The 20,275-nt window shown below is 65.6% G+C and carries 20 protein-coding genes; 11 read left to right on the top strand and 9 right to left on the bottom strand.

The window, feature by feature from the left end; genetic code table 11:
* Window positions 1-23: 23 nt before the first annotated feature.
* The 3 genes from ACQY8M_RS08450 to ACQY8M_RS08440 all read right to left on the bottom strand — a co-directional run bounded on the left by ACQY8M_RS08450 (window position 24) and on the right by ACQY8M_RS08440 (window position 4,199).
* Window positions 24-1,631 carry an ABC transporter substrate-binding protein gene (locus ACQY8M_RS08450; protein ID WP_428670797.1) on the bottom strand — a complete coding sequence of 536 codons (1,608 nt, stop codon included), beginning with the start codon at window positions 1,629-1,631 and terminating at the stop codon, window positions 24-26.
* The gene (locus tag ACQY8M_RS08445; protein WP_428670795.1) at window positions 1,628-2,992 is read right to left on the bottom strand and encodes an LLM class flavin-dependent oxidoreductase; all 1,365 of its coding nucleotides are present in this window, start codon (window positions 2,990-2,992) and stop codon (window positions 1,628-1,630) included. The genes ACQY8M_RS08450 and ACQY8M_RS08445 overlap by 4 nt, the downstream gene beginning before the upstream one ends.
* A gap of 184 nt (window positions 2,993-3,176) precedes the next feature.
* Window positions 3,177-4,199, bottom strand: a complete 1,023-nt coding sequence (locus ACQY8M_RS08440) for an aspartate-semialdehyde dehydrogenase (RefSeq protein ID WP_428670793.1) — start codon at window positions 4,197-4,199, stop codon at window positions 3,177-3,179.
* 126 nt (window positions 4,200-4,325) lie between these two features.
* On the opposite strand from ACQY8M_RS08440, the gene ACQY8M_RS08435 reads away from it, so the two are divergent.
* The 3 genes from ACQY8M_RS08435 to ACQY8M_RS08425 all read left to right on the top strand — a co-directional run bounded on the left by ACQY8M_RS08435 (window position 4,326) and on the right by ACQY8M_RS08425 (window position 6,477).
* Window positions 4,326-5,282, top strand: a complete 957-nt coding sequence (locus ACQY8M_RS08435) for an ABC transporter permease (RefSeq protein ID WP_428670791.1) — start codon at window positions 4,326-4,328, stop codon at window positions 5,280-5,282.
* Window positions 5,279-6,175: an ABC transporter permease gene (locus ACQY8M_RS08430; RefSeq protein ID WP_428670789.1), complete on the top strand. Its 897-nt coding sequence runs from the start codon at window positions 5,279-5,281 to the stop codon at window positions 6,173-6,175. The genes ACQY8M_RS08435 and ACQY8M_RS08430 overlap by 4 nt, the downstream gene beginning before the upstream one ends.
* Before the next feature lie 65 nt (window positions 6,176-6,240).
* Entirely contained in the window at window positions 6,241-6,477 is a 237-nt protein-coding gene (locus ACQY8M_RS08425) for a tautomerase family protein (RefSeq protein WP_428670787.1), read from the top strand.
* Here the strand turns inward: ACQY8M_RS08425 and ACQY8M_RS08420 are convergent.
* A complete protein-coding gene (locus ACQY8M_RS08420) occupies window positions 6,463-7,482 on the bottom strand; it encodes an ABC transporter ATP-binding protein (protein ID WP_428670785.1) in 1,020 nt (339 codons plus the stop codon). The two genes, ACQY8M_RS08425 and ACQY8M_RS08420, sit on opposite strands and share 15 nt — an antisense overlap.
* Complete coding sequence (locus ACQY8M_RS08415) at window positions 7,479-8,516, bottom strand: ABC transporter ATP-binding protein (RefSeq protein WP_428670783.1); 1,038 nt, start codon at window positions 8,514-8,516, stop codon at window positions 7,479-7,481. Before ACQY8M_RS08415 ends, ACQY8M_RS08420 begins: the two co-directional genes overlap by 4 nt.
* A 106-nt stretch (window positions 8,517-8,622) precedes the next feature.
* Here ACQY8M_RS08415 and ACQY8M_RS08410 point away from each other — a divergent pair, with 106 nt between their 5' ends.
* Window positions 8,623-10,311: an ABC transporter substrate-binding protein gene (locus ACQY8M_RS08410; protein WP_428670781.1), complete on the top strand. Its 1,689-nt coding sequence runs from the start codon at window positions 8,623-8,625 to the stop codon at window positions 10,309-10,311.
* A gap of 34 nt (window positions 10,312-10,345) precedes the next feature.
* A complete protein-coding gene (locus tag ACQY8M_RS08405) occupies window positions 10,346-10,903 on the top strand; it encodes a glutathione S-transferase family protein (RefSeq protein WP_428670777.1) in 558 nt (185 codons plus the stop codon).
* Here ACQY8M_RS08405 and ACQY8M_RS08400 read toward each other — a convergent pair.
* Window positions 10,900-11,790, bottom strand: a complete 891-nt coding sequence (locus ACQY8M_RS08400; protein ID WP_428670775.1) for a 2-hydroxyacid dehydrogenase — start codon at window positions 11,788-11,790, stop codon at window positions 10,900-10,902. The two genes, ACQY8M_RS08405 and ACQY8M_RS08400, sit on opposite strands and share 4 nt — an antisense overlap.
* Window positions 11,791-11,913: 123 nt before the next feature.
* Between ACQY8M_RS08400 and ACQY8M_RS08395 the strand changes: the two genes are divergently transcribed.
* Genes ACQY8M_RS08395 through ACQY8M_RS08385 form a run of 3 tightly spaced genes read left to right on the top strand, consistent with a single transcriptional unit; the run spans window position 11,914 to window position 13,588 of the window.
* Window positions 11,914-12,276: a PadR family transcriptional regulator gene (locus ACQY8M_RS08395; RefSeq protein WP_428670773.1), complete on the top strand. Its 363-nt coding sequence runs from the start codon at window positions 11,914-11,916 to the stop codon at window positions 12,274-12,276.
* The gene (locus ACQY8M_RS08390; RefSeq protein WP_428670771.1) at window positions 12,273-12,842 is read left to right on the top strand and encodes a DUF1700 domain-containing protein; all 570 of its coding nucleotides are present in this window, start codon (window positions 12,273-12,275) and stop codon (window positions 12,840-12,842) included. Before ACQY8M_RS08395 ends, ACQY8M_RS08390 begins: the two co-directional genes overlap by 4 nt.
* Window positions 12,843-12,856: 14 nt before the next feature.
* On the top strand, window positions 12,857-13,588 hold the full coding sequence (locus ACQY8M_RS08385) for a GIN domain-containing protein (protein WP_428670769.1): 732 nt from the start codon (window positions 12,857-12,859) through the stop codon (window positions 13,586-13,588).
* 78 nt (window positions 13,589-13,666) lie between these two features.
* On the opposite strand, the gene ACQY8M_RS08380 is transcribed toward ACQY8M_RS08385, so the two are convergent.
* The 3 genes from ACQY8M_RS08380 to ACQY8M_RS08370 form a co-directional block, all read right to left on the bottom strand.
* Window positions 13,667-16,006 (bottom strand): xanthine dehydrogenase family protein molybdopterin-binding subunit, encoded by a 2,340-nt coding sequence (locus ACQY8M_RS08380; RefSeq protein ID WP_428670767.1) that lies wholly within the window; start codon window positions 16,004-16,006, stop codon window positions 13,667-13,669.
* Window positions 16,007-16,180: 174 nt separating this feature from the next.
* Entirely contained in the window at window positions 16,181-16,819 is a 639-nt protein-coding gene (locus tag ACQY8M_RS08375; protein ID WP_428670765.1) for an NIPSNAP family protein, read from the bottom strand.
* 15 nt (window positions 16,820-16,834) lie between these two features.
* A complete protein-coding gene (locus tag ACQY8M_RS08370) occupies window positions 16,835-18,019 on the bottom strand; it encodes a mandelate racemase/muconate lactonizing enzyme family protein (protein ID WP_428670763.1) in 1,185 nt (394 codons plus the stop codon).
* Between the two features lie 137 nt (window positions 18,020-18,156).
* Here ACQY8M_RS08370 and ACQY8M_RS08365 point away from each other — a divergent pair, with 137 nt between their 5' ends.
* The 3 genes from ACQY8M_RS08365 (at window position 18,157) to ACQY8M_RS08355 (ending at window position 20,269) form a co-directional block, all read left to right on the top strand.
* Window positions 18,157-18,834 (top strand): hypothetical protein, encoded by a 678-nt coding sequence (locus tag ACQY8M_RS08365; protein WP_428670761.1) that lies wholly within the window; start codon window positions 18,157-18,159, stop codon window positions 18,832-18,834.
* Entirely contained in the window at window positions 18,834-19,355 is a 522-nt protein-coding gene (locus ACQY8M_RS08360; RefSeq protein WP_428675337.1) for a GNAT family N-acetyltransferase, read from the top strand. The genes ACQY8M_RS08365 and ACQY8M_RS08360 overlap by 1 nt, the downstream gene beginning before the upstream one ends.
* 62 nt (window positions 19,356-19,417) lie before the next feature.
* Window positions 19,418-20,269, top strand: coding sequence for a sulfite oxidase heme-binding subunit YedZ (locus ACQY8M_RS08355; RefSeq protein WP_428670759.1), 852 nt, complete (start codon window positions 19,418-19,420; stop codon window positions 20,267-20,269).
* The last annotated feature ends 6 nt before the right edge of the window (window positions 20,270-20,275 follow it).

The following is a 20,275-nucleotide window of genomic DNA, read 5'->3' as shown; positions in this document are numbered from 1 at the left end:
CCGTGTTCTCGTGCTCAATCATCTCACGACGCGAGCGTGATCCAGCGCACCTCCGCGCCCTGGCCGACGGTGCAGAAGCGCCGGCCCTTGACCCGCTTGTTGAAGCCCTGGAGCTGCATGGAGTTGTAGATCCAGATGTCAGGGCTGTCGGCCATGATCTTGCGGATCGCTTCCTGGTAGATCGGGTCGCGCTCCTCCTGCTTCACCGTCGCCCGCGCCTTGCGCAGCAGCGTGTCGACCTCGGGATTCTTGTAGTAGGCCGAAGCCTTCCACGTGCCGTGGAACTGGCTGTCGTACATCTGGCCGACCCAGTTCTCGGGATCGACGAAGTAGGTCGAGACCCAGTGGACCCACATGTCGGGCGTCGTCTCCGGTTTGGCGGCGGCCGCGGTCAGGGTCGACCAGATGCTGCCGACGACCTTGAGGGTGATGCCGATCTGCGCCAGGTCGGCCTGGAAGAGCTGCGCGCCCTGCACGCTCTGCTCGTTCTCGGACTGCACATGGATCTCGAAGGCCCGCTTCATCGGCGCGCCCTCGGCGACGGCCTTGGCGTAGTACTCCTTGGCCTTCTTCAGGTCGTAGTCGTAGCCCTTGGCGTCCTTGGGGATGCCCCAGAGATTGTCCGGCATGGGGTAGGGGTCGCGCGTGGCGTAGCCGCCCAGGATGTCGTTGATGAAGCCCATGTAGTTGAAGGCATGGGCAAAGCACTTGCGGGCATTGACGTTGTCGAACGGCGGTTTGGTGTTGTTCATGCGAATGACGAACGTCTTCATGACGACGTCTTTCTGCACGAAGGCGATCTTCGAGGCATTGATCTGCTCGACCTGATCGGCCGGCATGTTGCCGTCGGTGCAGTCGACCGAGCCGTTGAGCAGCGCCAGCAGGCGCGTCGAGCTTTCCTTGGCCGGCCGGTAGGCGATCTTCTTCACCGGCTTGGGATTGTCACCCCAGCCCATGAAATGGCCCTCGTTGATCTCCATGTCGAGGTATTCGAGCGGCCGGTAGCCGGTGGGAACGATCTTATAGGCGCCCGAGCCTGCGCCGTTGGAAGCGAGCCAGCTCTTGCCCCAGTCGTTGGCCTTCACATTGGGCTCGATCGCGCGCGGATTGACGATGGAGATGCTGGGGATCGCCGCGAAGAACGGCGCATAGGCGGTCTCGAGCTTGAAGCGCACGGTGAGCGGGTCCACCGCCGTCACGTTCTCAGGCTTCAGGATCTTGAGGAACGCGCCGGCCGGCGCCAGCGCCAGCGCCAGCACGCGGCGGAAGCTGTAGACCACGTCGTCGGCGGTCAGCGCGCTGCCATCGTGGAACTTGACGCCGGGCTTGAGCTTGAACTCCCAGGTCAGGCCGTCGTCCGACACCGTATGGCTCGCCGCCAGCCACGGCACGATCTGCGGCGGGTCGTTCTCGTAGCGATAGAGATTGTCGTAGGCGTTCAGCATGATCCCCTGCATCGGCACGTCGTAGACCTGATGCGGGTCGAGGTTGATCGGCAGCCCGGCGGCGGTGATGAAGGTCGAGGCATCCGCCGCCTGGGCGGTGCGCACCGAACCGAGGGCAAGAGGGCCGGCGACGAGCGCGCCGGCCGCAAGTCCGCCGACCTGGCGGCGGCCGAGCACGCGGCTCATTGAGCGGCCCCGGCGAGGCGTTGCAGGTGATGACGATTGATCGGCTTGGGAAGGCCGAGGTTTTCACGAAGCGTCATGCCTTCATACTCCCTGCGGAAAAGCCCCCGGTGCTGCAACTCGGGGATCACGAGGTCGACGAAGTCCTTCAGCGAGCCGGGCTGATAGGCCGGCATCACGTTGAAGCCGTCGGCCGCGCCGTCCCTGAACCAGTGCTCCATCTCGTCGGCGACCTGCTTGGGCGTGCCGATCGACAGCACGTGCCCGCGCGGGCCGGCATTGGCGAGGCAGAGTTCCCACAGGGTGAGCTTGTCGCGCCTGGCTTGTTCCAGCAGCAGGCGCTGCCGGCTGAGCGGGCCGTTGGTGTCGGGCATTTCCGGCACCGGCCCATCGAGCGGCAGCTTGTCGAGATGATGCACGCCGATCGTGTGCTCGAGCACCGAGAGCCCGACCGGGACCTGGATCAGCGACTGGAGATAATCGTACTTCTCCTGCGCCTCCGAGGCCGTGGGGGCGACGACCGGGTAGAAACCCGGCATCACCTTGACCTCGTCGGGCGAGCGGCCAAAACGCGGCAGGCGTGCCATGACGTCGGAATAGAACTCCTTGCCCTGCTCGAACACGGTCTGCGCGGTGAAGACGACCTCGGCGAGCCGGGCGGCGACATCGCGACCCGTCCCCGACGCCCCGGCCTGCACCAGCACCGGGCGGCCCTGCGGCGAGCAGGCGACGTTGAGCGGCCCGCGCACCTGGAAGTGCTTTCCCCTGTGGTTCAGCACATGCATCTTCGCGGTGTCGTAGAAGAGCCCCGACTGCTTGTCGCGGACGAAGGCATCCTCGTCCCAGCTGTCCCACAGGCCGAGGACGACCTCGGCGAACTCGACCGCCCGCTCGTACCGATCGGAGTGGGACATGTGTTCGTCGCGGCTGTAGTTCAGCGCGTCCTGCTCGTTGTTCGAGGTGACGAGGTTCCACGCTGAGCGGCCGCCGTTGATCTGGTCGAGCGAGGCGAACTGGCGGGCGAGCGTATAGGGCTCGTTGAAGGTCGTGGTCGAGGTGGCGACGAAGCCGAGATGCCTGGTCACGGGAGCCAGAGCCGACAGGACCGTCATGGGCTCGAACTTGACCACCTTGCCCATGCGGCCGCGCGCGTCGGCGCTGCCTTCCAGATTGACCGCCGCGGTGTCGGCAAGGAAGAGGAAGTCGAACTTGCCCCTCTCGGCGAGCTGCGCAGTCTCCACCATGTCGGAGAAGCTGGTACCCGAATGATAATGGGCATCGGGATGCCGCCATGCGGCGACATGCTGACCGGTCTCGTGCACGAACGCGCCGAGATGCATCATACGTTTGGCTGGCGTGGACACCCTTCGCTCCCTGCGGCTGTTTTGCGGACAGCGTGGAGCATCACGCAAGTTCCGTGCCGCAGGAAGGGACCGAAGCCTTGGAAATCCCGGTCAGGATGGCGGTGTCATGATCTTCCGGACCGCGAGCCTCTGGCTCGCTCAGGATCATGAGCGAGCCAGAGGCTCGCGGTCCGGAAGAGGAAGACTACTCGGCGGCGAGCACTTCCAGCTTGGCGAGCTCCTCGGCGATCTGCACCGCATTCCAGGCAGCGCCCTTCAGCAGCTGATCGCCGGCTACGAACAGTGCCAGGCCATTCGGGTTGGTGAGGTCGCGGCGGATGCGGCCGACATGGACATCGAGATCGCCGCTCGCCTCGATCGGCATCGGGAAGTGATTGGTCGCCGCATCGTCGACCAGCTTGACGCCCGGCGCACGGCTCAGCAGCTCGCGCGCCTCCTCGGGCGACATCGGCGCGTCAAGTTCGAGGGAGATCGACTCCGAATGGGCGCGCAGCACGGGCACGCGCACGCAGGTCGGCAGAATCGCAAGGTCGGGCGCGTGGAACATCTTGCGCGTCTCCTCGACCACCTTGTTCTCTTCGTCGTTGTAGCCGTTCTCTGCAATCTTGGTGTTGTGCGAAAAGACGTTGAAGGCGATCTGGTGCGGGAACACCGAGCGGGTGATCTCCCTGCCCTCGGCGAACTCGTGCATCTGGTCCTCGAGCTCCTGCATCGCCGCGGCGCCCGCGCCCGACGCCGACTGGTAGGTCGAGACCACGATCTTGCGGATGCCGACGGCCTGATGGATCGGCCACACCGCCGTGCACAGGATCGCCGCCGTGCAGTTCGGGTTGGCAATCACGCCCTTATGGCGCTTGAGGTCGCCTGGATTTACCTCGGGCACGACCAGCGGCGTGCTCGGGTCCATGCGGAAGGCCGACGAGTTGTCGATCACCACCGCGCCCGCGGCCTTGGCTGCCGGCACGAATTCGCGGCTGCGCGTGGCGCCGGCCGAGAAGAAGGCGATGTCGACGCCCTTGAAGGACCCGGCGGTCAGCTCCTCGACCGTGTACGGCTTGCCTTTGTATTCCAGGGTCTTGCCGGCCGAGCGCTTGGACGCCAGCAGCTTCAGGCTGGCGACGGGGAAGTTGCGACGCTCCATCACGCGCAGGATTTCGACGCCGACAGCGCCGGTTGCGCCGACCACGGCAATGTTCTGGGGCCTCATGACACCGACCTTCGGTTTGGCAATAACACTGGCCGTCGTTTTATCCGGCCCTATGATGGCCAACAACAAGAACGGGCCTAATGGCCCACGATAGACGGCCTAAGGGAGGCGGCACTTTGAGGCGAAATGTATAGCTACATTGCCCGCAGGCTGGCGTTCGGCCTGCTCACCGTGATCGGCGTATCGATCATGGTGTTCGTCATCATGCGCATCCTGCCGGGTGATCCGCTGGTCGCGATTTTCGGGCCGGACGGCTTCACCAAGCTGAGCGAGGAGCAGCGCGCCAACTATATGCGGGAGCTCGGGCTCTCCGACCCACTATGGGTGCAGTATCTGGCCTGGATAAGACAGATCGCGGAGGGCAATTTCGGCCGCTCGTTCTTCCGCTCCGAGAGCGTCGCGGACATGCTGGCAAGGCGCGCACCACTGACCGCCCAGATCGCCCTCCTCTCAGTGATCATTTCGTGGGTGGTGGGTATCCCGGTGGCCATCATCAGCGCGCTCAAGCCCAACACCATGGCAGACAGCGCCGCCCGCTTCATCAGCATCCTGTTTCTGGCGGTGCCCGGATTTTGGGTCGGCATGCTGATCGTGCTCGGCCTGCTTTTCTGGTTCGGCTATCGCGCACCCCTCACCGGCGCGTCGCTGTTCACCGATCCCTGGGCGAACTTCGAGCTGGTGATCGGGCCGGCGGTCGTGCTCGGGCTGGGACAGGCCGCCTACATCGCACGCATGGGCCGGTCGAGCCTGCTCGAGGTGATCCGCGAGGACTATGTCCGCACCGCCCGCGCCAAAGGGCTGAACGGAAGGCTGGTGATCGCCTGGCATGCCCTGCCCAACGCGCTCCTGCCGGTGATCACCCTGTCGGGCGTGCTGATGGGCCTGGTGCTGGCGGGCTCGGTGCCGGTTGAGCGCGCCTTTGCGACGCCGGGGCTGGGCTTCGCGATGTTCATCGCCGTGAGCGAGCGCGACATCTTCGTGATGCAGAACCTGGTATTCCTCTACGCTGCGGTGTTCGTCCTGCTGAATATCCTGATCGACGTGGCGATCGCATTCCTCGATCCAAGGATCCGGCTCCGATGACCACCACGATCGCCACCGCGCTGCCCGCGCCGCCGTCACGCCTGCGCACCGCGTGGCGCGGCTTGGGATACTTCTTCCGCCGCGCGCCGCTGTCGGCGTTCTGGGGCGTGATCGCAGCCCTGATCGTCGCCATGGCGGTCGCGGCCCCCGTGGTCGCGCCCTATCCGCCGCTCAAGTCCGACTTCCGCGCGATGCAGAAGCCGCCGAGCGAGAAGCACTGGTTCGGCACCGACCAGATCGGCCGCGACACGCTCTCCCGGGTAATCCACGGCAGCCAGACCTCGCTCACAGTGGCGTTCGGCGCGGTGCTGTTCGGCACGACCCTCGGCGCGCTGTGGGGCCTGGCCTGCGGCTATTTCGGCGGCCGCTTCGACATGGTGAGCCAGCGCATCATCGAGTTCCTGCAATCCTTCCCCGACCTGATCCTCGCCATGGCCATCGCCATGGCGCTGGGCGGGGGGATCACGACGGTGATCGTTGCCATCGCGATCACCCGAATACCGTTCGGCGGCCGGGTCATCCGCTCGGTCGTGCTGTCGCTCAAGGAGATGCAGTACGTCGAGGCCGCCCGTGGCATCGGCGCCTCGCACGCGCGCATGATGTTCCGACACATCCTGCCGCAATGCGTGGCGCCCTTCCTGATCCTGGCGACCACCCATCTCGGCGTCGCCATCGTGATCGAGGCGTCGCTCGGCTTCCTCGGCGTCGGCATCCCGCCGCCGATGCCGACCTGGGGCAACATGCTGTCCGACGCGCTGAACGCCGGCCTCGTTCCGCCTTGGTGGCTCGTCCTGTTCCCCGGCCTCGCCATCACCCTGACGGTGCTCGCCTTCAACCTGCTCGGCGACGGCATCCGCGATCTGCTCGATCCAAGGCTGAGAGGCTCGGTCTGAACTCATGCCAGCTTGAATTTCAGACGTGTCGTCTCATGTCTCTCCGACCGAGACGCGGAGGGGCCATGCCTGTCGTCACCGTTCAAATGGAAAAGGGTCGTCCGCTGGAGATGAAGCGGGCACTCGCCGATGGCGTAACCACAGCAGTCGCAGGGGCTCTCGACGTGCCGGCCGATTGGGTGACCCTCATCATCAATGAGGTCGAGCGCGAGAACTGGGCGGTCGGGGGCCGGCTGCAACTCGACAAGCTCGGCCCCGGCTACGGCATGATCGGCGTCGACACGTCGTCAGTTCGCTCCTAGCGGGAACTTCACGCCACCGTCGTGCAGGTGGCAGGCGGCGACGTGGCCGGGCACGAGCTCGCGCAGCACGGGCACGTCGACCTTGCAGCGTGGCATGGCGTAAGGGCAGCGGGCGTGGAAGTGGCAGCCGGGCGGAGGGTTGATCGGGCTCGGCACATCGCCCGTCAGGATCACGCGCTTGCGGGTTCGCGCGCTCGCCTTCGGGATCGGCACGGCCGACAGCAGCGCCTCGGTGTAGGGATGCAGCGGCATCTCGAACAGGCTCTGCCGGTCGGTCATCTCGACGATGCGGCCGAGATACATCACTGCGACCCGGTGGCTGATATGCTCCACGACCGCGAGGTCGTGCGCGACGAACAGGTAGGAGAGGCCGAACTCGTCCTGCAGGTCCATCAGCAGGTTGATGATCTGCGCCTGGATCGAGACGTCGAGCGCCGACACCGGCTCGTCGCCGACGATCAGGTCCGGGTTGAGCGACAGCGCGCGGGCGATGCCGATGCGCTGGCGCTGTCCGCCCGAGAACTCGTGCGGATAGCGATGCGCCGCCTCGGGCCGCAACCCGACCCTGTCGAACAGGCTGGCGACTTTCTCGCGCCGCTCGGCCGACGTGCCCATCTGGTGCACCACCATCGGCTCGCCGACGATCTCGCCCGCCGTCATGCGCGGGTTCAGCGACGCATAGGGATCCTGGTAGATCATCTGCATGCGCCGCCGGTAGGGCAGCAGGTGCGGGCCGTCGAGATGGGTGATGTCCTCGCCGCCGATGCGCACCGACCCTGAGGTTGGCTCGAGCAGGCGCAGGAGCGTGCGGCCGACCGTCGACTTGCCACAACCGCTCTCGCCTACCAGCCCCAGCGTCTCGCCGCGACCAATGCTGAAGGACACGCCGTCGACGGCGTAAACCTGGCCGGAGACCTTGGAGAACACGCCCTTGTGGATCGGGAAATGCTTCTTGAGGTCATTCACCTCGAGAAGGGGGGCCTCGAGCAGGGGTGCGTCGGTCACGTGGCCTCCCAGCAGGCTATGAAGTGGCCCGGCCGACGTTCTTCGAGGGGCGGCGCCTCAGCCCGGCAACGATCGGTGGCGAGTCCGCAGCGCGGCGCGAAGCTGCAGCCTTTCGGGAGATTGAACAGCGACGGCACCATGCCCTTGATCTCGTTGAGCCGCGTGCGCCGCGCGCCATTGCGCGCCACCTCGTCGAGATGCGGGATCGAGCCCAGCAGCCCGACCGTATAAGGATGGCCCGGCGTGTCGAACAGCGTCGCGGCCGGCGCCTCCTCGACCTTGCGGCCGGCATACATCACCACCACGCGGTCAGCATTCTCCGCCACCACGCCCATGTCGTGCGTGATCAGGACGATGGCGGTGCCGTAGGTTTCCTGAAGGTCGCGCATCAGGTCGAGGATCTGTGCCTGGATGGTGACGTCGAGCGCCGTGGTCGGCTCGTCGGCAATCAGCACCTTGGGATTGCACGACAGCGCCATCGCGATCATCACCCGCTGGCGCATGCCGCCGGAAAGCTGGTGAGGATAGGCGTGCGCGCGCTTCTCGGGTTCGGGGATGTAGACGCGCCGCAGCATCTCGACGGCCCGGTTCCAGGCCTCCTTGCGCGACAGCCCCTGGTGCAGTGCGATGGCCTCGGCAATCTGTCCGCCCACCGTGTAGAGCGGGTTGAGGCTGGTCATCGGCTCCTGGAAGATCATCGAGATCTCGTTGCCGCGGACCTTCTCCATTTCCGGATCGGAGAGATCGAGCAGGTTTTTGCCTTCGAAGCGGATCGCGCCACCGACGATGCGGCCCGGCGGATTTGCGACCAGCCGAAGGATGGAAAGCGCCGACACGCTCTTCCCGCAGCCCGATTCGCCGACCACGCCCAAGGTCTCACCGGCCTTCAGCGCATAGCTCACGCCGTCGACCGCGCGGACCGTGCCGACGGTAGTGAAAAAGTGCGTCTGGAGGTTGTCGATTTCCAGCACCGTGCGCGCCGGCACAACGGCCGGCTCGCCCACGACGCGCAGCGCCGACTGGCGAGAATTCAATGCGAGACTCCCTATGAATGGCCTGTTAGTTTTGGTCCACGATGATGGACAAGCCATCACAGCACATTGTGCGTGGTCTGCAAAAGACCAAATGGGAGGAAGCGTCATGGACAACGGTAAAGAGCGTACCGGCGTAAATCGTCGTGCCTTCGTCAAAGGCTCGGCGGCATTAAGTGCAACCGTCTTCGGCATGCCGTGGCAGGCCCTGGCGCAGGGCGTGCCCAACGAGTTCGACGGCTCGAAATTCCAGCTCAAGGCACCGGAGCCCAATGCCAAGCCGGGCGGCGTCATGAAATACGCCATCACCTCGCGCCCGCCGCATTTCGACATGCATCAGTCGGGCACGATCAACAGCCTGGGCAGCCAAGGCTGCATGTTCGACAACCTGGTGCGGCGCGACCCGCGCGATTCGGGCAAGACCATCATTCCCGATCTCGCCCACAGCTGGGAGATATCAAAGGACGGCAAGACCTACACATTTCATCTGCGCGAGGGGGTGCAGTTCCACGACGGCGCCGACTTCACCTCCGACGACGTAAAGGCAACCTACGACCGCATCCGCAAGCCGCCGGCCGGCGTCAGCATCCCGCGCTCGACGCTGTTCACGACGGTCGAGGAGATCACCACGCCGGACAAGAAGACCGTGGTGTTCAAGCTCTCGGAGTCCAGGCCCGCGAGCTTCATGATGGCGGCTTTCGCCAGCGGCTGGAATACGATCGTTCGCAAGAAGACGCTGGAAGACAACCAGTACAACCTGCGCCGAGTCGTCGACATCCCCGGGACCGGCCCGTTCAAGAGCAAGCGCCGGGTCGAGAACGAGATCTGGGTGATGGAGAAGAACGCCAACTACTGGAACAAGGGCCTGCCCTATCTCGACGGCATCGAGTTCTATCACGCGCTGCCGTTCTCGCCCGAGCTGGGCTCGGCGATCCTCTCCAACCGGGTGGACTACGCCCGCATCGTCGATCCGGTCACGTCGCGCAAGGCCAAGGCAACCCCCGGAATGTCGTCGACCGACTTCTACCAGAGCGTCATCCAGGGCACCTGGATGAACAGCAAGAAGAAGCCGCTCGACGATCCGCGGGTCCGCCGCGCCATCCATCTCTGCCTCGACCGCCCCGTGCTTGTCGACGTCGTGAAGGACGTGGCGCCGATGATGATGGGCGGCATGATCTACCCGTTCTCCGAGTTCGCGACTCCGATCGACCAGCTCAAGAAGCGGGTAGGCTATCAGGACGACACGACCGCCGCGGTCAAGGAAGCCAAGTCCCTGATGGCCGCTGCCGGCTACGGCAGCGGTTACAAGGGCTCGCTCGACTACATGGTGCGCGAGGTGGCGACCTTCAAACTGTGGGCGCAGGCCGTGCAGGCCATGTTGCAGCAGGGTCTCGGCCTCGACGTGAAGCTGCGCACGGTGGTCGAGTCGGTGTGGTTCGACGACGTCAAGTCGGGCAACTTCGATCTCGCGGTCGGGGCGGTCGTTTCGACCCTGCTCGACCCGTCGGACTACTTCAACGCGTGGTACAAGAAGGACGGCCCGCAAAATTACGGCTTCTGGGACAACAAGACCGTCAACGATCTTCTGCCCCAGATCGACCGCGAGGTCGACGCCAAGAAGCGCCTCGACCTGATCCGCAAGGCCGAGGACGCGATGGAGCAGGACCCGCCGGTGCTGCCGCTGTCGTGGGAGAAGATCAACGATGTCTGGTACAACTACGTGAAGGGCCACAATCCGAAGGAATACTTCGGCATCTACGATTGCGTCCGCTTCGACACGTTCTGGCTGGACAAATAGCAGCGGCAGCCGCCATCGTCGGGGGATGATCATCTTGTATCTCTCCCCCGGTTCGAGCTCGATGGCGACGCACATCGCCCTCAATGAAGTGGGCGCGCCCTTCGAGACGCGCCCGCTGACATTGCAGAAGGGCACGCGTGCACCCGAATTCCTCAAGATCAACCCGAACGGCAAAGTGCCCGCACTCGTGGTGGACGGTACCGTCCTCACCGAGGTGGCAGGCACGCTGTTCTACCTGGCGCGCGCCTTCCCGCAGGTCGGCCTGATGCCCGCCGGCGCGCTGGGCGAGGCCGAGGCGGTTTCGTGGATGTCCTTCGCTGCCTCGATCCTCCATCCGGCGGCCGGCCAGGGGCCGGAACGGGTCTCGGAGGTCTGGCGCATCGCCGAGCAAAAGCTTGCCGGCAAGGAATGGTGCGTCGGCGGCAAGTACTCGATCGCCGACATCCACCTCTTCCGTCTCTACTGGCGGTTCAAGGACCGGTTCGGGCTCAAGCCCGCCGACCACCCCTCCGTTCAGGCGCTGCACGACCGCATGCTGCAGCGTCCCGCGGTCAAGAAGACGATCGAGGCCGAGGCGAAGATCGTCCCCTAGCCTTTGGCAGCGAGATCGATCGCGCGGCGATACATCGTCATCGCCGCCTCGGGCGTATTGTAGCCCGCGTGCGACGTCAGCGTGACGTTATCGAGCGCGAGCAGCGGCTCGTCCGGCGCCGGTGGCTCTTTGGAGAAGACGTCGGTCGCGTAGTGGCCGACATGCCCCGACTTCAGCAGCTCGATCAGCGCCGGCTCGTCCACCACTCCGGCGCGTGCCGTATTGACGACGATCACGCCCCGCTTGGCCTTGCCGAGCCGCTCGCGGCTCAGGAAGCCGCGCGTTGCGTCGTTCAGGCCGAGATGCAGGCTGATGATGTCCGCCGTCGCCAGCAGCTCGTCGAGCGCGACCGTTCCCGGCTTGGGCGTACGATTATAGGCGATCACCTTCAGGCCGATGCCGGAGGCGATGCGCGCCATCTCCGCGCCGATGCCTCCCAATCCGACGATGCCCAGGGTCTTGCCGCGCAGCTCCATGCCCTGCATCGGACGCCAGCCGCCGCCACGCATCATGCCATGCATGGTCGCGATATGGCGCGCCGCTGCGAACACCAGCCCCATCGCATGCTCGGCCACGGTCGTATCGCCATAGCCGCTGATGGTCGAAACCTTGATGCCGAGCTTCTGCGCTGCCGCGACGTCGACGAAGCTCGATGCGCCCGTGCCGAGGAAGACGATGTGCTTCAAGTCCTTGCACTTTTCCAGCGTCGGGGCGCTGAAGTAGGTCGCGTCGTTGATCACCGTGTCGTAGCCCGCCGCCCTCGCCGGCACATCCGCCTCACCGACCGGGCCCATGGCGACCGTTATCGGAATGTCCCCGGCGCCGTGCACCTTTTTCCAGACTGCGTCGATATCGGGTGTCGAGTCGATGAACAGCGTCTTTGGCACCTTGGCAATCCTCCGAGTGGATATTGCTTCTAGCACGCCGCCGCAGTCCGGACTCGACAACTCGGCTCGGCGCCACTACCTTGTTGTACAAGGTACCATGCAACAGGTGAGGGTGAAGGTGTCGTGAGCGAGTCGCTGCTCGTCCAGCTTCGCAAGGGAGTGCTCGACATGTGCGTGCTGGCCATGCTCGCGCAGCAGGACGGCTACGCCTACGACATCGCGAGCCGCCTCGCCGAGGGGATCGGCATGGGCGAAGGCACGATCTATCCGCTGATGCGGCGCATGCAGGCCGACGGGCTGGTCAAGACCTACCTCGAGGAATCGAGCAGCGGCCCGCCGCGCAAGTACTACCAGCTCACCCGGGCCGGCCATGCCGCCCTCGCCGCTCAGCAGGCCGAATGGAACGGCTTCGTGGCGTCGGTGGCCAAGGTGCTGTCCGACGCCAAACCTTCAACGACCGCGAAGACTGCCGGAGCTGGCCGATGACCAAAGCCGAATTCCTCGACAGATTGAGCCGCCGCCTCACCGGTCTCCCGCCGGACGAGATCGACGAGCTCGTCGGCGACTACGCCATGCATTTCGCCGAAGGCATGGCCGCCGGCCGCAGTGAAGCCGAGATCGCTGCCGCATTGGGCGATCCACAGCGCCTCGCGCGCGAGCTGCGCGCCGAGGCGGGCTTGCGGCGCTGGGAGACGGCGCGCACGCCCGCCAATTTCTTCGGCGCGATGGCGGGCTTCCTGGCGCTGATCGCCGTCGACTTCGTCTTCCTGTTGCCGCTGCTGGCTGCGCTGGCGCTGGTCACCTTCGTCGCCGGTCTGGCGATGCTCGGCCTCTGCATCGCCGGCTTCGCCCTGACCCTGAAGCTGTTCCATCTCGATCACGGCCTGTCGCTCGGCTACCTGACACGCATCCTGAGCGGGGTCGGGCTGCTGGGACTGGGCGTCGGCGGCGGCGCGCTGCTCCTGATGGCGATCGACTACGTCGTTCGCCTGCTTGGCCGCTTCGCGCGGTTGCATTACGCGCTGCTCGCGCGCACCGACGCCACGGCCTGAGCAGGAGAGCCGCCATGTCCACCCTCGGAAAGATCGCTCTTGGCGGGATCGGCGTCGGTGTCGTTTCGCTGTCGCTTGCCTGGACCCTTGGCGGGCGCGAGCTGGGCCAGATCGTCGCCGAGCGCGATTTCAGCTGGCGATCGTGCAATGCCGGCAAGATCGCCGTCGCTGCGTCGGAGCGCCGCCTGCCCTGGAACGGAGACGGCACGTTCAGGCTCTCACTGTCGATGCCGGTTCGCCTCGTGCCCGGCACGGGCAACGATGTCGTGCTGCGCGGGGCACCCGAGACGATCGCACATCTCGACCTCAAAGGCGGACGCCTGCGGGCCGACTGCCGCAACCTGACGGATCGGCAGACGATAACGGTCGAGCTGCCATCCCGCGCCTTGCAAGATGTACGGCTCTCGGGTTCCGCCACAGCCACCATCGGACCGCTCGACCAGCCGGCTCTCGCGCTCACCGTCATCGGCAGCGGCAACGTTCAGGTCAGCGGCACGATCGAGCGCATGTCCGTTACGATCCGGGGCTCAGGCGACATCCGGCTGAACGACGTGGTCATGAAACACCTGACGGCCAGGATCGCCGGCAGCGGCAATCTCGAAGCCGCCCCGAAGGAAGAGGCGGACATCACGATCGCGGGCTCCGGCAACGTTCGGCTTCTCAGACGGCCGACCACCCTGAATACCCGGATCGCCGGCTCGGGCCGCATCACCCAGCCGCCGGTCGAGGCAGCCGACCGGAAGTAGCTGCTCATGCGCTTCCGGACCGCGAGCCTCCGGCTCGCTCATGCGCACGAGCGAGCCGGAGGCTCGCGGTCCGGAAGACTATGACTCATGCACGCCGTTCAGCACCCGCCAGATCTTCTCCGGCGTCACCGGCATGTCGATGTGGGTGATGCCGACCTCGGACAGGGCGTCGACCACGGCGTTCATCACCGAGGGCAGCGCGCCGGCGCAGCCCGCCTCGCCGCAGCCCTTCACGCCGAGGCGATTGGTCTTGCACGGCACCGAATGGGTCTCGATCGAAAAACCCGGTGCGTCGGTTGCGCGCGGCAGGGCGTAGTCCATGAACGAGCCGGTGATCGGCTGACCCTGCTCATCGAAGCGAGCGTGCTCCATCAACGCCTGGCCGATACCCTGCACCACGCCGCCATGCGCCTGGCCCGCGACCAGCATCGGATTGATGACCGTGCCGAAGTCGTTGACCATAAAATAGCGCACCACCTCGATCGTGCCGGTGTCGCGGTCGATCTCGACCTCGCAGACATGGCAGCCGTTCGGAAACGAGAACGGCGGATTGTCCGAGATGTGGCTGACGTTCAGCGACTGCGGGATGTCCGGCGGCAGGTTCAGCCCCTGCCGCAGCCGCTCCGCCAGCTCGAGCACGCCGATGCCGCGATCCGTGCCGGCGATGGTGAAGCGGCCGTCGGCGAACTCGATGTCGACCACCGCCGCCTCGAGCACGTGCGCGGCGATCTTTTTGCCCTGCTCGATCAGGATGTCGCCCGCTTCGAGGAAGGCCTGGCTCCCGACCAGCGCCGACTTCGAGCCGCCGGTGCCGCCACCGACCTTGAGCTGGTCCGAATCACCCTGCAGCAGCCGGAACTTCGTGACCGGGATGCCGAGCTGTGCGCCCAGAACCTGGGCGAACGGCGTGGCGTGGCCCTGGCCGTAGTCGAGCGTGCCCGACAGCATGGTGATGGTGCCGTCGTCCTCGAACCGGATGCCGCCATACTCCTTGCCCGGCGGGCCGGTGACCTCGAGATACTGGCCGATGCCGCGGCCGCGCAGCTTGCCGCGTTTGGCGCTCTCGGCCTTACGCTTCTCGAAACCGCGCCAATCGGCGACGGCCACCGCCTTGTCGAGGATGGCGGTGAAATCGCCCGAATCGTAGTTCATGCCGGACGGCGCCTTGTAGGGCATCTGCTCGGGCGCGATGTGATTGCGCCGCCGCAGCTCGATCCGGTCGATACCCATCTCGCGGGCAGCCGTATCGATCAGCCGCTCCATGTAGTAGTTGCCCTCGGGCCGACCGGCACCGCGATAGGCCGCGATCGGCGTCGTGTTGGTGAATACGACCAGCGAATTCACCTCCATCAGCGGCGTGGCGTACACGTCGATCAGGTTCTTCACCGAGTTGCCGGTCGCCGGCATCGGCGGGAAGATGTAGGCGCCGGCATTGGCCGTGCCGCTCAGCCGAACGGCGAGGAACCGGCCGTCCTCGTCGAGCGCCAGCTCCGCCACGCGCTGGTGATCGCGGCCCTGATTGTCGCTCAGGAAGCTCTCGGAGCGCTCGTCGGTCCACTTAACCGGTCGCCCGAGCTTCTTCGCGGCGAGCAGCAGGGGCCCGTATTCGGGATAGAGCTGGCTCTTCATGCCGAACGAGCCACCGACATTGCCGGTCAGGATGCGCACCTTGTCGGGTGTCGTCTTGAGGACGTCCTTGGCCAGGCCGCCGCGCAGGCCCATCACGCCCTGGCAGCCGACCCGCAGCACCCAGCGGCCGCTCTCGATCGAGCCGATCGCCGAGCGCGGCTCCATCGGGGCGACGACGACGCGGTTGGAATTGATCTCCAGCCGCGTGACGTGGGCGGCTTCGGCGAAGGCCTTCTTCACGGCTTCGGCGTTGCCGTAATGGAAGTCGAGCACCAGGTTGCCCGGCGCCTCGTCATGAATCTGTACTGCGTCCGCAGCGAGCGCCTGGGCCGGCGTGGTCGCCGCCGGCAGCTCCTCGATCTCGGGCTCTACGACTTCGGCGGCATCCTTGGCCTGTACGGCCGTCTCGGCGACCACGCACGCCACGACCTCGCCGACATAGCGCACGCGGTCCTTGGCCAGAGAGTGGCGCGGCGGCGATTTCATCGGCGACCCGTCGCGCTGCGGGAAATTCACGGCGCACTTCATCGGCCCGAAACCCGCAGCCTCCATGTCGGCATAGGTCAGGATCGCGAGCACGCCGGGCATCGCTGCGGCTGTCGTGCTGTCGATGCGCTTCAGGATGCCGTGCGCATGCTTGCTGCGGACCATGACCGCGTAGGCCTGGCCCGGCAGGTTCTGGTCGTCCGTATAGCTGCCCTTCCCGCGCAGAAGGGTCGGGTCCTCCATCCGCGACACGGGCTGGCCGACGCCGAACTTCATCAAGGAAAAGGCGGTGTCGTCGAACATGTCCATTACGCTACCCCTTCAAGAACTTTCCTCCCTGCGCGACGCGCGGGGAGGTGTCGCGGTCATCCGCGACGGAGGGGTCATGGGCCACGGACTGCGGCCATGACCCCTCCGCCCTCGTATGACGAGGGCACCTCCCCTTCGCGGACTCCGCGAAGGGGAGGAACGAAAACTCTACTTCAACGGCGAGTAGTTCGTCGGCAGCAACAAGGTCGAGAACATCGACTGCAGCTTGGCCGGGCCCTTGGCGAGATAGGCCTGCCACGCCGGGTCCTTCATCGCGTCCGAACGCGCCTTGAACCGCTCCTCGAGGTTCTTGTAGCGCCACATGTGGAGCCACTCGTTGGGCTGCGGGAACTCGCCCGTCCACGCACCCCAGATCGGCGAATACTTCTCGCGCGCCGCCTGGACCTCCTTGAAGTCCTTGCCGTACTGCACGGCGCCGCCAAGGTTGCAGGTATAGATGCGCAGCTCATAGACGTTGCCCGTCGTGCCGTCGGAGGGCTTGATGTCGACCACCGGGTTCATCAGGCGCAGGTCCTGGCGCTGGACGCAGGTCTTCACGATCGGAACGTACTTCTCGGTCCAGTCCTTGTTCTTCTGCAGCTCGTTGCGCAGGCGGGTGCGCTCCTCGTAGCTGTCGTACTTCCAGAGATGCCAGATCTGGTTCAGGGCGCCGAACTCCGACGTCCAGTAGCCGTGGTTGACACCGTAGTTGTTGCCACGGGCCGGCCGGCCGATCGTCTCGGCAGCCTTGAGATATTCCGGCATCTTGCCGGGAATGAGTGTGTAGGTACGAAGCTCGTAGACCATCTCGGTTTTCCCCTCTTAAGGATGCGGGTTCTTCGGCGGATGCGCCTTGACCGCCTCCTCGTTGATGTCGGCACCCCAGCCCGGCCGGGTCGGCACGATCAGCTCGCCATTCTCTATGACTGGTGGATGCGTGACCAGATCGTCCTTCCACGGCACGTCGTCGATATCGATTTCCATGATACGGAAATTGGGCATCGCGGCGCACAGGTTGGCGCTCATGAGGGTCGACATGTGGCCATAGAAATTATGCGGCGCACAGTTGATCTCGTACGCTTCCGCCATGGTCGAGATCTTGTAGGACTCGGCCAGCCCGTTCCACGGCACGTCGATGATCGACACGTCGATCGAGCGGTTCTCGAAGAACGGCCGGAACTGGCGGCGGCTGAACAGCGATTCGCACGAGGCGATCGGCATCGAGGCGCGGTCGCGGATCAGGCGCAGCCCCTCGGGATCGTAGGAGTCGATCTCGAGCCAGAACAGGTTGTACGGCTCGCAGGTCCGCGCGACCTTGATGTAGCCTTCGGTTTTGAAGTTGAAGTTGGTGTCGAGCAGGATGCCCATCTCGTGGCCCGCGCCCTGGCGGAACGCCGCCAGCCCGTCGCTGATCGCCGCAAGCGTGGCGCCGTCGGCATTGAGCTCCGGCCCGCCCGGCGTCCGCCCGAAGCCCGGCTGGTGCATGTTGGCCGGGGTGAGGTCGAAGCGGAAGATATTCGTCTTCAACGCCTTGAAGCCGCGTTCCTTGACGTGCTTGCCGAGCTTGACCACGTCATCGAGCGAGCGCACCGGCTCGACGCCCATCATCTCGGCATTGCGGAATCGATAGCTGCCGCAATGCGACCAGTAGAGCGGCAGCCGGTCGCGCACCTTGCCGCCGAACAGCTCGTAGACCGGCACGCCGAGCGACTTGGCCTTGACGTCAAGCAGCGCATTCTCGACCGCCGCCATGGCCTGCTGGTTGATGCCGCCCGGCGCCTGGCGGGTGATGGCATACTGCATCGACATGATGCGCTCGATCGCCCGCGGGTTCTCGCCGATCAGGCCGGCGGCCATGCGGCGGATCACGGCGGTGATGCCGGCGCTGCCATAGCCCTCGTTGTATTCAGACCAGCCGACGATGCCGTCGTCGGTGGTAATCTTGAGAAACGAGAAATCGCGCCAGCCGGCGTCGCAATGCAGATCTTCGATCTTGGCAATCTTCATGGTGTTTCCTCCGCCTGGACAGACTAGCGCATCGTGTCCGGCCTGGTCCCGTCAGATCGCGTCATTTGCGCTATGTTCGAATGACCGGCACCGAAAGGAGACTTCTGCATTTGAGGCAAGCAGCGTAGACTGAGGCCATGCCTCTGCACGGCAAGGGAATGCTGATCGTGTACAACGAGGTGAAGCCGCCCCACGAGCGCGACTTCAACGAGTGGTACAATCGCGAGCATATCGACGAGCGGGTGAACCTGCCGGGCTTCCATCGTGCCCGCCGGTATGTCGCGGTGCGCGCCTCGCCCAAGTACCTTGCAACCTACGAATGCGATACCGTCGCCGATCTGGCGACGCCCGGCTACCTTGCGCTGCTCGCCAACCAGACGCCATGGAGCCAGGCGGTGATCGCCCGCTTCACGTACTTCCGGCGGCTTACGCTCCGCATCCAGATCGACCTGGCACACGGCGCGGGCGGGGCACTCACCACAGTGCGCTTCGTGCCCGATCCGGCCATGCACGCACCGTTGCTCGACTGGTTGCGCGAAATCCTTCCGCGCGCGATTGCCTTGCCCGGCATGACAGGCGCAGCCGTTGCAGAGAACGACCTGGAGATCGCCAACGCGCCCCTGCAATCAAGGAGCATGGACAATCCTCGGGCGGACGAGGTCGAATGGGTGGTCCTGCTGGAAGGTTCGGATCCCGCGGCGACGGGAGCGGCGGCCCGCTCGCTGTTCAAGATGGCCGCCCTGAAGCCATTCGGCACCCGAACGGCGCCGGTCGTCGGCACCTACCGCTTTCTGTTCGGCAACGACCGGCCGTGATGCTGCGAGCCGCCCGCCTGACGCTGCGGCGTTGGCGGGAGACGGATCGCGACGCCTTCGCCGCGCTGAATGCCGATCCCGAGACGACCTGGGATCTTGGCGGACCTCTCGACCGAGCCCAAAGCGACGCCAAATTCGACCGCTATGTCGCGGCCTTCGAGAAGCGCGGCTTCTGCCGATGGGCACTCGAGGATGCGCAGCAGCTTTTCCTGGGTTACGCGGGCGTGATGCCGCGGCCGCCGGATCATCCGCTCGGCCCTCATATGGACATCGGCTGGCGGCTGGCGCGGTCGGCGTGGGGTCGGGGCTACGCGACGGAGGCGGCAGCCGCGGCCCTGCTCGACGTGTTTACCAGGATCGGCCTCGGCGAAGTGCTGGCCTACACCTCACACGACAATGCGCGATCGCAGGCCGTCATGCGACGTCTCGGCCTGCAGCGCGACCCGGCGCGCGACTTCTCCCACATGTACGACGGCAGGCCGTGGCATGGCCTGGTCTGGGCTGCGCGACCTGTGGCGTGATTGCGGCAGGTGCTGACGCAAGTTTGAGCGCCTCGTGCGCGCCGATACTCTAGAGTTGGCCGATGTCTATCGTGAAAGTGGTCTTCTGGCTGCGTCTGGTGACGCTGATCGGGCTTTGCCTGCCCGCCCTCGACCTGGCGTGGCGCTGGTACAGCGACGATCTCGGCGCGCGCCCGGTGACCGAGGCGACCCATATCACCGGCGACTGGGCCGTCGTCTTCCTGCTCTGCTCGCTGGCGCTCACGCCCGCGCGCAGCGTCTACGACTGGATGCCGCTGACGCAAATCCGCCGCCGGGTCGGCGTTGCCGCCGCGCTCTATGCCGGCCTGCACTTCTTTATCTACGTGGCCGACCAGAAATGGGACCTCGTCGTGGTCGCGCTGGAGATCGTGAAGCGCTTCTATCTCACGATCGGCTTCGCAGCGCTGCTGGTGCTCGCAGCGCTGGCCATCACCTCGACCAACGGCTGGCAGCGGCGGCTGCGGCGCAACTGGAAGCGCCTGCACTGGCTGGTCTATCCAGCCGCCGTGCTGGCCATCCTGCATTTCTTCATCCAGTCCAAGGCCAATGTCGGCGAGGCGACAGTGGCGGCCGGCCTGTTCGCCTGGCTGATGATCTGGCGCTGGATGCCTACGACGCTGCGTACACGCTGGTTCGGCCTGCTGCTGCTCGCGGTCGGCGCGACCGTGGCTGCCCTCGCCTTCGAGATCGCGTGGTACGGGCTGGTGAACCACGTCGATCCGATGCGCATCCTCAAGGCCGACATCGATCCCGACCTCGCGCCCCGGCCGACGCTGAAAGTCCTGCTGGCCGGGCTCGCGGTCGTCGCGCTGGCCGGACTGCAGCGTCTCACCTTCTTCCTCAAACGCCTCTGGACGAGTCGCTATATCCGAGGGACTATACCGACGTCCTGAAGGGAG

The organism is Reyranella sp. (assembly GCF_965279465.1).
In the GTDB taxonomy this organism is placed as follows: domain Bacteria; phylum Pseudomonadota; class Alphaproteobacteria; order Reyranellales; family Reyranellaceae; genus Reyranella.
This window is presented reverse-complemented; position numbering and strand designations above follow the sequence as displayed.

Bases quoted from the DNA above. Each gene is read 5' to 3' on its own strand.
- ACQY8M_RS08360 (WP_428675337.1), top strand. From the start codon at position 18,834: ATGCTGCGAGCCGCCCGCCTGACGCTGCGGCGTTGGCGGGAGACGGAT.
- ACQY8M_RS08355 (WP_428670759.1), top strand. From the start codon at position 19,418: ATGTCTATCGTGAAAGTGGTCTTCTGGCTGCGTCTGGTGACGCTGATC.
- ACQY8M_RS08435 (WP_428670791.1), top strand. From the start codon at position 4,326: ATGTATAGCTACATTGCCCGCAGGCTGGCGTTCGGCCTGCTCACCGTG.
- ACQY8M_RS08430 (WP_428670789.1), top strand. From the start codon at position 5,279: ATGACCACCACGATCGCCACCGCGCTGCCCGCGCCGCCGTCACGCCTG.
- ACQY8M_RS08370 (WP_428670763.1), bottom strand. From the start codon at position 18,019: ATGAAGATTGCCAAGATCGAAGATCTGCATTGCGACGCCGGCTGGCGC.
- ACQY8M_RS08390 (WP_428670771.1), top strand. From the start codon at position 12,273: ATGACCAAAGCCGAATTCCTCGACAGATTGAGCCGCCGCCTCACCGGT.
- ACQY8M_RS08365 (WP_428670761.1), top strand. From the start codon at position 18,157: ATGCCTCTGCACGGCAAGGGAATGCTGATCGTGTACAACGAGGTGAAG.
- ACQY8M_RS08450 (WP_428670797.1), bottom strand. From the start codon at position 1,631: ATGAGCCGCGTGCTCGGCCGCCGCCAGGTCGGCGGACTTGCGGCCGGC.
- ACQY8M_RS08380 (WP_428670767.1), bottom strand. From the start codon at position 16,006: ATGTTCGACGACACCGCCTTTTCCTTGATGAAGTTCGGCGTCGGCCAG.
- ACQY8M_RS08375 (WP_428670765.1), bottom strand. From the start codon at position 16,819: ATGGTCTACGAGCTTCGTACCTACACACTCATTCCCGGCAAGATGCCG.
- ACQY8M_RS08410 (WP_428670781.1), top strand. From the start codon at position 8,623: ATGGACAACGGTAAAGAGCGTACCGGCGTAAATCGTCGTGCCTTCGTC.
- ACQY8M_RS08385 (WP_428670769.1), top strand. From the start codon at position 12,857: ATGTCCACCCTCGGAAAGATCGCTCTTGGCGGGATCGGCGTCGGTGTC.
- ACQY8M_RS08425 (WP_428670787.1), top strand. From the start codon at position 6,241: ATGCCTGTCGTCACCGTTCAAATGGAAAAGGGTCGTCCGCTGGAGATG.
- ACQY8M_RS08440 (WP_428670793.1), bottom strand. From the start codon at position 4,199: ATGAGGCCCCAGAACATTGCCGTGGTCGGCGCAACCGGCGCTGTCGGC.